This is a genomic window from Streptomyces sp. NPDC091416 (assembly GCF_044756845.1).
In the GTDB taxonomy this organism is placed as follows: Bacteria; Actinomycetota; Actinomycetes; order Streptomycetales; family Streptomycetaceae; genus Streptomyces.
The window spans coordinates 850,701-864,943 of record NZ_JBIVTU010000002.1; the positions used below are offsets into that span (position 1 = coordinate 850,701).

The 14,243-nt window shown below is 69.7% G+C and carries 9 protein-coding genes; 4 read left to right on the plus strand and 5 right to left on the minus strand.

The features are described from left to right. Positions 1–330 precede the first annotated feature (330 nt). Positions 331–5,364: an NAD-glutamate dehydrogenase gene (locus ACIQMX_RS10655; RefSeq protein ID WP_363068051.1), complete on the minus strand. Its 5,034-nt coding sequence runs from the start codon at positions 5,362–5,364 to the stop codon at positions 331–333. A 397-nt stretch (positions 5,365–5,761) separates the two neighbouring features. On the opposite strand from ACIQMX_RS10655, the gene ACIQMX_RS10660 reads away from it, so the two are divergent. Then, the gene (locus tag ACIQMX_RS10660; RefSeq protein ID WP_363068049.1) at positions 5,762–6,328 is read left to right on the plus strand and encodes a DJ-1/PfpI family protein; all 567 of its coding nucleotides are present in this window, start codon (positions 5,762–5,764) and stop codon (positions 6,326–6,328) included. A gap of 29 nt (positions 6,329–6,357) precedes the next feature. Here ACIQMX_RS10660 and ACIQMX_RS10665 read toward each other — a convergent pair whose 3' ends face one another. After that, positions 6,358–7,029, minus strand: a complete 672-nt coding sequence (locus ACIQMX_RS10665; RefSeq protein WP_363068047.1) for an HAD family hydrolase — start codon at positions 7,027–7,029, stop codon at positions 6,358–6,360. 70 nt (positions 7,030–7,099) lie between these two features. Next, on the minus strand, positions 7,100–7,606 hold the full coding sequence (locus ACIQMX_RS10670; protein WP_402476420.1) for a DUF6912 family protein: 507 nt from the start codon (positions 7,604–7,606) through the stop codon (positions 7,100–7,102). 290 nt (positions 7,607–7,896) lie between these two features. Between ACIQMX_RS10670 and ACIQMX_RS10675 the strand changes: the two genes are divergently transcribed. Further along, positions 7,897–8,316, plus strand: coding sequence for an Rv3235 family protein (locus tag ACIQMX_RS10675; RefSeq protein WP_363068043.1), 420 nt, complete (start codon positions 7,897–7,899; stop codon positions 8,314–8,316). 213 nt (positions 8,317–8,529) lie between these two features. Here the strand turns inward: ACIQMX_RS10675 and secA are convergent, their stop codons facing one another. After that, complete coding sequence (secA, locus tag ACIQMX_RS10680) at positions 8,530–11,343, minus strand: preprotein translocase subunit SecA (protein ID WP_402476424.1); 2,814 nt, start codon at positions 11,341–11,343, stop codon at positions 8,530–8,532. A gap of 239 nt (positions 11,344–11,582) precedes the next feature. Here secA and ACIQMX_RS10685 point away from each other — a divergent pair, with 239 nt between their 5' ends. Further along, positions 11,583–12,170 carry a GNAT family N-acetyltransferase gene (locus ACIQMX_RS10685; RefSeq protein ID WP_363068039.1) on the plus strand — a complete coding sequence of 196 codons (588 nt, stop codon included), beginning with the start codon at positions 11,583–11,585 and terminating at the stop codon, positions 12,168–12,170. An 84-nt stretch (positions 12,171–12,254) separates the two neighbouring features. Next, entirely contained in the window at positions 12,255–13,430 is a 1,176-nt protein-coding gene (locus tag ACIQMX_RS10690; protein WP_402476426.1) for a winged helix-turn-helix domain-containing protein, read from the plus strand. A 37-nt stretch (positions 13,431–13,467) separates the two neighbouring features. Here the strand turns inward: ACIQMX_RS10690 and ACIQMX_RS10695 are convergent, their stop codons facing one another. Next, positions 13,468–14,223 (minus strand): response regulator transcription factor, encoded by a 756-nt coding sequence (locus ACIQMX_RS10695; RefSeq protein ID WP_363068035.1) that lies wholly within the window; start codon positions 14,221–14,223, stop codon positions 13,468–13,470. Positions 14,224–14,243 lie beyond the last annotated feature (20 nt).

The following is a 14,243-nucleotide window of genomic DNA, read 5'->3' on the forward strand; positions in this document are numbered from 1 at the left end:
CGGCATTTCAAGCCCACCCCGGACACCGCCCAGCCCGCGGACGGCATTTCGAGCCCACCCCGGGCACCCGATCCCGCGGACGGCATCTCAAGCCACCCCGGACACTTCCCAGCCCGCGGACGGCATCTCAAGCCCACCCCGGGCACCCGATCCCACGGTCGGCATCTCAAGCCCGTCCGGCGGTTGAGGACAGCGCCCGAGCCCGGAACGGGCCCGCACATCCCCATCCCGTCAAGCGGACCGAGCCCGTCCGGCGGTTGAGGACAAGCCCCGAGCCCCGGAAGGGCCGCAAGGGGTGGGGCGGCTGCCGGCAGCCGCCCCACCCGCCCGCTACGCGTGCGTCCGCAGCAACGTCCGCATCGTCCGCATCGCCACCGACAGGTTCGCCAGGTCGAACGCGTCCGACCCCTGGATCTCCTCCAGCGTGGAGCGCGAGCGCGACAGGATCGCCGCGTTCTTCTCCTCCCACGCCTCGAACCGCTCCTGCGGCGAGGAGGACCCGTTGCCCACGCTCAGCACGTCGCCCGTGAGCGCGGCGTGCGCCGCGTACAGGTCCTCACGGATGGAGGCACGGGCCATCGACTGCCAGCGGTCCTCCCGCGGCAGCTCGATGATCCGGTCCATCAGCTGGGTGATGCCCAGCCGGTCCGCGAGGTCGTAGTAGACCTCGGCGACGGCCAGCGGTTCCTTGCCCGTGCGGTCGGCGATCGCCACGATGTCGAGCGCCGGGAACGCCGACGAGAACCCGGCGACGCGCTGCGCGAGTGCGTCCGGGACACCCGCCTCGGTGAGCTCGTCCAGGATGCCCTGGTACCACTCCTGGTCCGCGCCCATCAGCATCTTGGGCAGCTCGGACCAGACCTGCTCGACCCCGTCACGGAAGAAGTCGATCGTCGCAGCGATCTCCAGCGGCTGCGGCCGGTTGCCGAGCAGCCAGCGCGAGCCGCGCTCGACGAGCCGGCGCGAGTGCAGCCGGATCCGGGTCTGCACATCGGCCGCGACCTCGTTGTCGAGCGCCTCGACGGCGTCCCACACCTCACCGAGGCCGAAGATCTCCCGGGCCGCGAACTGGGCCCGCACGATCTCCGCGATCGAGGCCCCGGTCTCTTCCCGCAGCCGGTGCAGGAACGTCGAACCGCCGCTGTTCACCGTGTCGTTCACCAGGACCGTGGTGATGATCTCGCGCCGCAGCGCGTGCCCGTCGACGGCTTCCGGGAAGCGCTCGCGCAGCTGCTGCGGGAAGTAGGCGTGCAGCAGCTTCTGCAGATGCGGGTCGTCCGGCAGGTTCGTCCCGATCAGTTCCTGCGCCGCCGTGATCTTCGTGTAGGCCAGCAGGACGGCCAGCTCGGGCTGGCTGAGCCCCTTGCCGGCGTTCAGCAGTTCACGGATCTGCCGGTCTGTGGGCAGGAACTCCAGGGCCCGGTCGAGGTACCCGTCGCGGCCCAGCCGGCGCATGAAGCGCTGCTGGGCGTGGAGCAGGGAGGGCGCCTGGGCCACCGAGTTGGCGAGTGCGGTGTTCTGCGCGTAGTTGTTGCGCAGCACCAGCCGGCCGATCTCGTCGGTCATCTCGGCGAGCAGCTTGTTGCGCTGCTTGACCGTCATGTCGCCGTCCCGCACCAGGCCGTTGAGCAGGATCTTGATGTTCACCTCGTGGTCGGAGGTGTCCACGCCGGCGCTGTTGTCGATCGCGTCGGTGTTGATCCTGCCGCCGGTACGGGCGAACTCGATGCGGCCGAGCTGGGTGGCCCCGAGGTTGCCGCCCTCGCCGACGACCTTGGCACGCAGGTCCTCGCCGTTGACGCGGATCGCGTCGTTGGCCTTGTCCCCGACGTCCGCGTTCGATTCGGCGGACGACTTGATGTACGTACCGATGCCGCCGTTCCACGCGAGGTCGACGGGGGCCTTGAGGATGGTCTGCATCAGGTCGGCGGGCGTCATCTTGGTGACCCCGGCCTCGATGCCGAGCGCCTCGCGCATGTGCGCGTTGACCGGAATCGACTTGGCGCTGCGCGGGTGGATGCCGCCGCCCGCGGAGATCAGCGACTTGTCGTAGTCGGCCCAGGAACTGCGCGGCAGGTCGAAGAGGCGGCGCCGCTCGGCGTACGAGGTCGCGGCGTCCGGCTTCGGGTCGATGAAGATGTGCCGGTGGTCGAAGGCCGCGATGAGCCGGATGTGCTCGGAGAGCAGCATCCCGTTGCCGAAGACGTCGCCCGACATGTCGCCGACGCCGACGACGGTGAAGTCCTCGGTCTGCGTGTCGTGGCCGAGCTCCCGGAAGTGGCGCTTGACGGACTCCCATGCGCCGCGGGCGGTGATGCCCATGCCCTTGTGGTCGTAACCGGCCGAACCACCGGAGGCGAACGCGTCACCGAGCCAGAAGCCGTAGGCGACGGCGACCTCGTTGGCGATGTCGGAGAACTTGGCGGTTCCCTTGTCGGCGGCGACGACCAGGTAGGTGTCGTCCTCGTCGTGCCGGACGACGTCCTTGGGCGGCACGACCTCGCCGGCCACCATGTTGTCGGTGATGTCGAGCAGCGCCGAGATGAAGGTGCGGTACGAGGCGATGCCCTCGGCCATCCAGGCGTCACGGTCGACGGCCGGGTCCGGGAGCTGCTTGGCGACGAAGCCGCCCTTGGCGCCGACCGGCACGATGACGGTGTTCTTCACCATCTGCGCCTTGACCAGGCCGAGGATCTCCGTACGGAAGTCCTCGCGCCGGTCCGACCAGCGCAGACCACCGCGGGCGACCTTGCCGAAGCGCAGGTGGACACCCTCGACGCGGGGCGAGTAGACCCAGATCTCGAACGCCGGGCGCGGGGCCGGAAGGTCCGGAATGGACTGCGGGTCGAACTTCATCGACACATAGCCGTGCGGCTCGCCGCTCTCCGCACGCTGGAAGAAGTTGGTGCGCAGGGTGGCCTTGATGACCGTGAGGAAGGACCGCAGGATCCGGTCCTCGTCGAGCGAGGCGACCTGGTCCAGGGCGCCGTCGAGTTCCTCCAGGAGCCCGTCGGTCAGTTCCGTGCCGGCGCTCTGGCGCTCCGGCGACATCCGGGCCTCGAAGAGCGAGACGAGCAGCCGGGTGGTGTGGACGTTGTTCTGGAGCGTGCTCTCCATGTAGTCCTGGCTGAACGTGGATCCGGCCTGGCGCAGGTACTTGGCGTAGGCGCGCAGCACCATGGCCTGCCGCCAGTTCAGGCCGGCGCTCAGCACCAGCGCGTTGAAGCCGTCGTTCTCCGCCTCGCCGGTCCATACGGCGGCGAAGGCCTCCTGGAACCGTTCGCGGGCGTCGTCGGCCAGGTAGCCGCCGTTGGCCGTGGTCTGCGGCATCCGGAGCCCGAAGTCGTAGATCCAGGCGTGCGTACGGTCCGCGCAGCGCAGCTCGTACGGGCGCTCGTCGACGACCTCGACGCCGAGCCGCTGGAGCGCCGGCAGGACGGCGGACAGGGAGACCTGCTCGCCGGTCCGGTAGATCTTGAACCGGCGTTCGCCGGGGGCGGCGCCGACCGGTTCGTACAGGCTGAGGGCGAAGTCCTTCCCGTCCTCCTTGAGCGCTTCGAGGTGGACCAGGTCGGCCACGGCGGAGCGCGGTGAGTGGTCGGCCTTGTAGCCCTCGGGGAACGAGTGCCCGTAGTGACGCAGCAGCTCGGCGGCGCGTTCCTCGCCGCATTCGGCGCCCAGCGCCTCCTGGAAGCCGTCGGCCCAGGAGCGGGCGGCCTCGACGAGCCGGGCCTCGATGCGGTCTGCCTCGGCGTCGGTGAGGCTGGGCAGCTCGCTGCCGGGGGCGACGCGGACGACGAAGTGCAGCCGGGACAGGATCGACTCGGTGTTCCAGGCGGTGAAGTCGACGCTGGTGCCGTTCAGCTCCTCCTTGAGGATGTCGATCAGCCGAAGGCGCACACCGGTGGTGTAGCGGTCGCGCGGCAGGTAGACGATCGCGGAGTAGTAGCGCCCGTACTCGTCCTGGCGCAGGTAGAGCCGGAGCCGGCGCCGCTCCTGGAGGTAGAGGACCGAGGTGACGATGGAGCGCAGCTGGTCGGGCGGCGTCTGGAAGAGCTCGTCGCGGGGGTACGTCTCCAGGATCTGCAGCAGGTCGCGGCCGTCGTGGCTGTTGTACGAGAAGCCCGCGCCCTCCAGCACCTCGGCGACCTTGCGGCGGATGACGGGCACCCGGCGCACGGACTCGGTGTAGGCGGCGGACGAGAACAGTCCGAGGAAGCGGCGCTCGCCGATGACGTTGCCTTCGGCGTCGAACTTCTTCACGCCGACGTAGTCGAGGTAGCTGGGGCGGTGCACGGTCGCCCGGCTGTTGGCCTTGGTCAGGACGAGGAGCTTGTGCTCGCGGGCCTTGGCGCGGACATCGGCGGGCAGCCGGTCGAAGGAGGGGCTGACCGGGTGTGCCTCGTCCTCGCTGTGCTGCGGGTCGGCGCGCAGGATGCCGAGGCCGGTGCCGGGCACGGCGGCCAGCGCGTCGCTGTCCTTCAGCTCGTACTCGCGGTAGCCGAGGAAGGTGAAGTGGTCGGCCGCGAGCCAGCGCAGCAGCTCGCGCGCCTCGTTCACCTCGTCGTCGGCGAGGTCGTCGAGCGGCTCGCCGGGCAGGTCGTCGGCGATGCGCAGCGCGGCGTCCCGCATCTTCTCCCAGTCCTCGACGGTCTCCCGTACGTCGGACAGGACCCGCAGGAGGTCGAGCTGGATCTGCTTGAGGTCGGCGCGGTCGGTCTCGCGGTCGATCTCGACGTGGATCCAGGACTCGACGAGCGCGTCGTGCGGCAGCTCCGCCTTGGCGTCCTTCGCCCCCTTGGCGTTCTTCCGGCCGGCCTGGGGGTCCGTCGAGATGCCGACACCCTCGGTGAGGACCTCGATCAGCTTGCCGGTCACGTCGCGCCGGACGATGACCTGCGGGTGGATCACGACATGGATGCCGCGGCCCTGACGGGACAGCTCGTTGGTGACGGAGTCGACCAGGAACGGCATGTCGTCGGTGACGACCTCGACGACGGAGTGGCTGCAGGTCCAGCCGTTCTCCTCGACGGTCGGGGTGTGCACCCGGACGTTGGCCGTGCCCTGCGGACGGTTCTCGGCGAGCCGGTAGTGGGAGGAGGCGGCGCCGAAGACGTCGACCGGGTCCCGGCCCGCGATGTCCTCCGGAGCCGTGTGGAGGTAGTAGCGCTGGAGATAGGCGAGCAGTACGTCCTGACGCGAACGCTCCTGCCCGGCCCCGGTGCCGTCGTCGGCGCCGGTGGCCGCGACCTTCACCCGGGGGCTACCGCCCGGGCCACCGACACCACCGCCCGGGCTGTTGTCAGCTACCTTGGCAGCCCGTGCGAGCAGCTCGGCCTTGGCTTCGTCCAGCTTGGTCTGCATGTCCTCTGGCTCCTGTCGCGCGCCGTTGCGTGACGTAGGTGAAAAAGACGGCGTACCGCCACGACACGGGGTTTCCGGTCTGAGACGACGCTATGCCGCTATGAGAGACGCCCGGGACCTTATTGGCCATTTTCGACGGTCGGGTCGGGCTGAAGGGATCAGTGACGGCCCGGGTGCTGTGGCACTCCGGGCGCAGGCCGGGGGCTTCGCTGCCCCCGAGGCGTATCGCGCTGATCACGGGGTCCAGGCTATCTCGCCCGCCCCCGTAACCGTCACGAGCCTTATGTGTACAAAAGAAGGCCCCGAACTTTGACACTCTGGACAGCGCCCAGGCCCTGACTGCCGCACTCTGGTACCGGTAAAGAGAACAGGCCGACGCACCGTGGGGAGCCCCGCCATGGCACCGAAGATCCTGATCGTCACCGGCGACGCCGCCGAGTCCCTGGAAGTCCTCTATCCGTACCAGCGGCTGCGCGAGGAGGGTTACGAGGTCCATATCGCCGCTCCCTCCCGCAAGACGCTGCGCTTCGTGGTCCACGACTTCGAGCCCGGATTCGACACCTACACCGAGAAGCCCGGCTACACCTGGCCCGCCGACCTGGCCTTCTCGGAGGTCGACCCGGACGACTACGTGGCCCTGGTGGTCCCGGGCGGGCGCGCTCCCGAATACCTGCGCAACGACGCCGGTCTCCGCACGATCCTCTCGGCGTTCTTCGACACGGACCGCCCGGTGGCCCAGATCTGCCACGGCCCGCTGATGACCGCCGCGGCCGGAGCGCTGAAGAATCGCCGGGTCACGGCCTATCCCGCGCTGGAGCCGGACATGGAGACGGCCGGGGCCGCCTTCGAGGACACCGAGGTCGTGGTGGACGGCACCCTCGTCTCGTCCCGCGCCTGGCCGGACCACTCGGCCTGGATGCGTGAATTCCTGACCGTGCTCCGCACCAAGGCTCCCGTGAGCTGAGCCCGTCCTCCGAGCCCGTCGCCCGTCGGCTACTCGCTCAGCTGCTGGGCGAGGGCCGCGGCTTCGGCCAGGGTGTCCACGACGGGCACCCCTGCCGCCTCCAGGCTGGTCCGGCTGTGGGAACCGCCGGTGAAGAGCACCGCCTTCGCTCCGACATGGGCCGCGGCCACCGCGTCGTCCACGGCGTCACCGATGACCACCGTGCACTCGGGCGATATCCCGTCCAGCGCCGCGAAATGGCGCTCCATGTGCTCCGCCTTGCTGCCGCCGGACGGCCCGGTACGGCCGTCGACGCGGACGAAGTGGCGCTCGATGCCGAATCCCCGCACGACGGGGACCAGGTGCTCGTGCCCGTACATGCTCAGCAGGGACTGGCTCCGGCCCGCGAGCTGCCACTGCGCGAGCAGCTCCGCGGCCCCCTCGGTCAGTCCGCAGGCCGCGCGCTGCTCGGTGTAGTGACGGTGGAAGACCCCGTCCATCCGCTCCCACTCGGCCTCCGTGGGCAGCCGGCCCATGAGGCGCTCGTAGAAGCGGGGTATCGGGATGCAGTACGTCTCGCGGTACTGCTCCAGGGTGATCGCCGCCAGCCCGATCTCGGCGAACGCGGCGTTCGTCGCGCCGACGACCGCGGTGTTGTCGTCGAGCAGAGTGCCGTTCCAGTCCCAGACCAGATGTGTGCGGTGCTTCCCGTTCGTCCCCATGCGAGAAAAATACCCGCTGCCACTGACAACCGGACGAACAGTCCTGCGCACGGCCCTCCGCGGGCCCCGCTCACCCGATCAGATTCGGGATCTCCTGGATGCCGAACCACAGGAGCTCGTGGTCCTCGGCGCCGTCGACGGTGAACTGGGCGTCGTCGTCCCCGAGGTCCGCCGCGCCCAGGGCGGCCGCGGCGGCCGTGACGTCCTCGCCGGCCTCGTCCGAGTCCGCGTGCACGGCGGCGGCCTTGGTGAGCGCCACCGCGGAGGCGATGGTGACCTCACCGAGCGAGGAGGCGTCCAGGATGTGGTCCGGGTCGGCGACCGCGGCCCCGTCCGGCACGTCGACGGCGACGACGACACGTCGGCGGGCGACTCCGGGGTCTCCCGCGATCAACCGCAGCGACGCGGACGCGGCCCGGTTGAGCGCCGCGTACTCCAGCTCCTCGATGTCGTCGGAGACGTACCACTCACGCAGCGCGGGAGTCACCGCGTAGGCGGTCAGCGGGCCGGGGCCGACCTCGCCGGCCCGGTGCGCCGCTGCGAGCCCGGAGAGGGTCAGGGGGACGTACACGCGCATGCCTGGGGTCGCTTTCGTAGTCGGAACGCCCTCAGGATACGTGGGGCGTCCCCCTTTGGGGTTACGTGTCCGGCCCCCGCCCTGTCCACCCGGCAACCGCCCCTCACCCTGCCCGGCCCGCCCCGGGCCCCCTCACCGGACCGGACCCGCCACCCGGATAGGTGAATCCGGGAACCTCCACCCTCGGCCTACCGACGCTTGCGGCCGCCTCCGCCGCCCCCGTAGAAGATCCACAGCAGAAGTTACCGCCCGGTACTCGGCCGGGCCTCTGAAGCACGGGGGCGACAGCGATGAGCACGAACAGGACCCGGCCCGCCGGACGGCACGACGCACGCAGGCCCGAAGCCGTACCCGCACAACGTCGCCGGACCGACCGGCGGAGCCGGCCCCACCACTGGTTCGCGGAACGTCTCCTGGCGGTCCTCAGCGGCCAGCGCCCCGTCCACTGGATGCTCGGCCACACGATCGGCGAGGCCTACGACCAGCTCGCCGAACTGGCCCCCGCCACCCCGCTCAGGAGCCGCGGCGCACGCCCGGTCATCCGCATGTGCCGAGGCGCCCAGCCGGCCCCCGGCGTCGTGGAGGCCTGCGCGAGCATCGCGGCGGGCGAACAGGTCCGTGCGATGGCCTTCCGCCTGGAACAGGGCCCCGACCTCCGCTGGCGCTGCGCCGCGGTGGAACTGGGCAACACCCCGGTACGCCACCCCTGACCCGGTTTCCTCTTCAGCCCCTGGGGTCACCGGACGACGTCCGGGGGAGTCCGAGGAGCGGGGTCCGGGGCTCCGGCCCCGGTTGCGGGAAGCGGCGGGGAAGGGAACAGCCCTCAGCCGCAGGAGCCTGGCCGCAACCACGCCCACACGAACGGCCGGGGCCGGACACCACACGGTGCCCGGCCCCGGCCGCGGAACAACAGTCAGCGCACGCTACTTCTTGCGGCGACGCCCACCGCCACCGCTCTTCTGCGCCTTGCGCCGCTCCGCCCGGGTGAGCCCGTCCGAGTCCCCGGAGGCCCCGCCGTCACCGTTGGAGAAGTCGCCCTCGACGACACCGCCCTCCCCGTCCACCGTGGGAGCGGAGAAGTGCAGCCGGTCCGGACGCTGAGGAGCGTCGAGCCCCTTGGCCCGGATCTCCGGACGCGCCGCCGGAACCGCGTCCTCCTTGGACAGCGACGTCGCCGCGTCCTGGACGGGAACCTCCTCGACCTGCTGCTCGACCTGGACCTCCAGGTTGAACAGGTAGCCGACGGACTCCTCCTTGATGCCCTCCATCATGGCGTTGAACATGTCGAAGCCCTCGCGCTGGTACTCGACCAGCGGGTCCTTCTGCGCCATGGCACGCAGGCCGATGCCCTCCTGGAGATAGTCCATCTCGTAGAGGTGCTCGCGCCACTTGCGGTCCAGGACGGACAGGACCACGCGCCGCTCCAGCTCACGCATGATGTCCGAGCCGAGCGTCTTCTCCCGCTCGTCGTACTGCTCGTGGATGTCGTCCTTGACGGACTCGGCGATGGACTCGGCGGTGACACCGGCGAGATCCCCGGCGGCCTCCTCCAGTTCGGCGACCGTGACCTTCACCGGGTAGAGCTGCTTGAACGCGCCCCACAGCCGGTCCAGGTCCCACTCCTCGGCGAATCCCTCCGCCGTCTCCTGGCGGATGTAGTCGTCGATCGTGTCGTCCATGAAGTGGCGGATCTGGTCCTGCAGGTCCTCGCCCTCCAGGACCCGGCGCCGCTCGCCGTAGATGACCTCACGCTGCCGGTTGAGCACCTCGTCGTACTTCAGGACGTTCTTACGCGTCTCGAAGTTCTGCTGCTCGACCTGCGACTGCGCCGACGCGATGGCCCGCGTCACCATCTTGTTCTCGATCGGCACGTCGTCGGGCACATTGGCCATCGACATGACGCGCTCGACCATCTGCGCCTTGAACAGACGCATCAGGTCGTCGCCGAGCGAGAGGTAGAAGCGGGACTCGCCCGGGTCACCCTGACGGCCCGAACGACCGCGGAGCTGGTTGTCGATACGGCGCGACTCGTGGCGCTCGGTTCCGAGGACGTACAGCCCGCCGAGGTCCTTGACCTCCTCGAACTCCGCCTTCACGGCCTGTTCGGCCTTCTCCAGAGCGGACGGCAGCGCCGCCGCCCACTCCTCGACGTGCTCCACGGGGTCGAGCCCGCGCTGGCGCAGTTCCGCCTCGGCGAGGTCGTCCGGGTTGCCGCCCAGCTTGATGTCCGTGCCTCGGCCGGCCATGTTCGTCGCGACCGTGACCGCGCCCTTGCGACCCGCCTGGGCGACGATCGTGGCCTCACGGTCGTGCTGCTTGGCGTTCAGGACCTCGTGCTGGACACCGCGCTTGGAGAGCTGCTGCGAGAGGTACTCGGACTTCTCGACCGAGGTGGTGCCGACCAGGATCGGCTGCCCCTTCTCGTGCTTCTCGGCGATGTCGTCGACGACGGCGGCGAACTTCGCGACCTCGGTGCGGTAGATCAGGTCCGACTGGTCGGCCCGGACCATCGGCCGGTTGGTCGGGATCGGCACCACGCCGAGCTTGTAGATCTGGTGGAACTCGGCGGCCTCGGTCATCGCCGTACCGGTCATGCCCGAGAGCTTGCCGTAGAGGCGGAAGAAGTTCTGCAGGGTGATCGTGGCGAGCGTCTGGTTCTCGTCCTTGATGTCCACCCCTTCCTTCGCCTCGATCGCCTGGTGCATGCCCTCGTTGTAGCGGCGGCCGGCGAGGATACGGCCGGTGTGCTCGTCGACGATCATGACTTCGCCGTCGATGACGACGTAGTCCTTGTCCTTCTTGAAGAGTTCCTTGGCCTTGATGGCGTTGTTGAGGTACCCGACGAGGGGGGTGTTCACCGACTCGTAGAGGTTCTCGATGCCGAGCCAGTCCTCGACCTTCGCGACACCGGGCTCGTGGATCGCGACGGTCCGCTTCTTCTCGTCGACCTCGTAGTCGCCGGTCTCCTCGATGCCCTTGAGCGGGTTGCCCGCCTCGCCCTTGGTCAGGCGCGTGACCAGCTTGGCGAAGTCGCCGTACCACTTGGTGGCCTGGTCTGCGGGGCCGGAGATGATCAACGGGGTACGGGCCTCGTCGACCAGGATCGAGTCGACCTCGTCGACGATCGCGAAGTTGTGACCGCGCTGGACGAGCTCGTCCTGCGCCCAGGCCATGTTGTCGCGGAGGTAGTCGAAACCGAACTCGTTGTTCGTTCCGTACGTGATGTCGCAGCCGTACTGCTCGCGGCGCTGGGCCGGAGTCATGTTGGCGATGATGCAGCCGACGGTCAGTCCGAGGAACTTGTGGACCCGGCCCATCATCTCCGAGTCACGCTCGGCCAGATAGTCGTTGACCGTGATCAGGTGCACGCCCTTGCCCGAGAGTGCGTTGAGATACGCGGGCAGGGTGCCGACGAGGGTCTTGCCCTCGCCGGTCTTCATCTCGGCCACGTAACCGAGGTGCAGGGCTGCGCCGCCCATCATCTGGACGTCGTAGTGGCGCTGTCCGAGGACCCGCTTGGCGGCCTCACGGACGGTCGCGAATGCCTCGGGAAGCAGGTCGTCCAGGCTCTCGCCGTCCGCGTACCGTTCCTTGTACTCGTCGGTGAGCGCCCGCAGCTCGGCGTCGGAGAGGTTGACGAAGTCCTCTTCGATGGAGCTGACCTGGTCCGCGATGCGGTGCAGTTTGCGCAGGATCTTGCCTTCGCCTGCACGCATGAGCTTGTTGAAGACGGACACTGAGGCTGGTCTCCTTGCCGGTCGGGCCTGGCACTGGGTCGTGTTATGGACTCTGGCGCGGGCACGGCAGGTGGGCCCCACCGCAACGGCCATCGTAAGCGAGGACCCCGCCGCGCCGGGAGGGCTGCCACCGCGTGGACCCGCAGTGCCCTTCCGAAACAACGGCCGAAGGGCGCCGAAGGTGCCGGGAAGACCGAAAAGTACTCGCGACCCGACGGTTCCCTCACCAGAATCCGTACATGGAGCCGATCACCCTCACCACCGACCGCCTGCTGCTGCGCCCCTTCGTCCCGGGCGACGCGGAAGAACTGCACGCGGCCTGCCAGGACCCCGAAATCCAGCGCTGGACGGTCGTTCCCTCGCCCTACAGCCGCGCCGACGCGGAACTCTTCGCGCGGCAGCTCTCGCCCGGCGGCTGGCAGGACGACTCCATGTACAACTTCGCCGTGGTGGTGCGCGACGGCGGCGCCCTGGCCGGTGCGCTCGGCATCAACCGGCGCACCGGGCCGGGGACGTACGAGGTCGGCTTCTGGACCGCCAGGGAGCACCGGGGCCTCGGATACACGACGGAGGCGGTCCTGTGCGCCGCCCGCTGGACCTTCACCGCGCTCGGCGGCGACCGGCTGGAGTGGCGGGCCGAGACCGGCAACCTTCCCTCGCGCGCGGTCGCGCTGCGTGCCGGCTTCCGCATGGAGGGCAGCCAGCGCTCCGGGCTGATCAACAAGGGTGTGCGCCGCGACACGTGGGTCGGCGCCCTGCTCCCGTCCGACCTCGGGCTGCCCGGCACCGACGCGTATCTCCCGGCTGACGTCGCCGAACGGGCGTGAGGGGGTGCCCGCCCCGGATGGCGGGCGTGCGAGTGCGCCCCCGCTCCTCCCTGGATGTCAGTGCCGCGCTCTAGGGTGCGTGGCATGACGTCTGTGCAGCCTCCCGCAGCCGAACTCTCCGCCGACCAGGCCCGCAGGATCGCGCTGCGTGCCCAGGGCTTCCTCGGCGCCCCGGACCGACGGGCCGGGGTGCCCGGGGTCCTGCGTCATCTGGGCGCCGTACAGCTCGACACGATCTCGGTGCTCGCACGTTCGCACGAACTGATTCCGTACGCGCGTCTGGGCAGGATCGGCCGCCGGCCGGTCGAGGAGGCGTACTGGTCGGGCGGTCGCGCCTTCGAGTACTGGTCGCACGCCGCCTGCATCCTGCCGGTCGAGGAGTGGCCGCACTTCGCCTTCCGCCGCCGCGCCTACCGTTCCCGCCCGCAGTGGCACCACGATCTGCCCGACGGCGCCTACGAGACCGTCATCAAGCAGCTGCGCGCCGAGGGCCCGCTGACGGCGACGGAATTGGGCGGCGCGAAGAACGGCGGGGAGTGGTGGGACTGGTCGGCCTCGAAGGTGGCCGTCGAGCGGGCCCTGATGTACGGCGAGGTGGTGTGCACCGAGCGGCGCGGCTGGAAGCGGGTCTACGACCTCGCGGAGCGTGCCCTGCCCGCCGCCGTGCTGCACGACGATCTGGACGACGCGGAGTGCCTGCGCCGGCTGGTGGCGCTCGCGGGGCGGTCACTGGGTGTCGGCACCCGCATGGACATCGCCGACTACCACCGGATCAAGGGTGAGCAGTTCGACGCCGTGGTGGCGGACTCGGGACTGGTCCCGGTGACGGTCGAGGGCTGGGCGAAACCGGCCTGGGCCGATCCGGAGGCCCTGGCCGCCGAGCCGCGCGGGCGCCACCGTACGACGCTGCTGTCGCCCTTCGACTCACTGGTCTGGGAACGGGCGCGGACCGAGCGGATCTTCGGCTTCGCCCACCGCCTGGAGGCGTACGTACCCAAGCCCAAGCGGATCCACGGCTACTTCGCGATGCCGCTCCTGGCAGGCGGCAGGCTGCAGGGCCGGGTCGACCCGGCTCGCGAGGGCACGACGCTGGTCGCCCGGCAGGTCTCCCTGGCAGGCGCCAAGGCCGTGGCGCCGATGGCGCAGGCGATGGTGGAAGCGGCCTCCTGGGTCGGCTGCACGGACGTCCGGCTGGAACGGGTGGACGCGCCGGAGCTGCGCGGGCCGCTCACCCGGGAAATCGCCCGCGCCCTGGTGTGAGCGCCCACATTTCCGGGGCTTTACCCCCGGGGCCCGGTCACCTGATCTCCAGGATCTTCTCCCTCATGGCGTAGACCACGGCTTCCATCCGGGAGTGCAGCTGGAGCTTCTCCAGAATGTTGCGGACGTGGTTCTTCACGGTGTTCTCGGAAATGAACAGTTCCTTCGCGATATCGCGATTGTTCATGCCCGTCGCCACCAGTTTGAGGACTTCGAGCTCACGCTCGGTGAGCCGGGGCGCCGGAACCAGCCGGCGCTCGTCGGTCCGCTGGATCATCGACTTGAACTCGGTGAGCAGTTTGGACGCCATGGACGGACTGATCTGGGACTGCCCGTCGGCGACGGCGCGAATCGCGGTGGCGACCTCGTCCGTGGAGATCTCCTTGAGGAGATAGCCGGTGGCGCCCGCCTTGATGGCGTCGTAGAGGTCCGCCTCCTCGTCGCTGATCGTCAGCATGATGATCTTCGCACTGGGGGCCACCTCCTTGATGGAGGTGCAGGCCTCGATGCCTCCCCGCTTGGGCATGCGTACGTCCATCAGGACGATGTCGGGCAGCAGGTCGGCCGCCTTGTCGACCGCCTCCGCCCCGTCTCCCGCCTCGCCGACGACCTGGATGTCCTCCTCCTGCGCGAGGACGATCTCCAGGCCTCTGCGGAACAGGGCATGGTCGTCGACCACAAGGACTCGGATCGGCTCCTTGCGGGAACCGCTGTCGTCGTCCGCGCCGGCACGGTCACGGCCGGCGTCATCGGCAGCGTTCGCATCGCGCACGGGCCCGAAGGTGTCCGCCATCGTTCCTCCCCCTGAAGTCC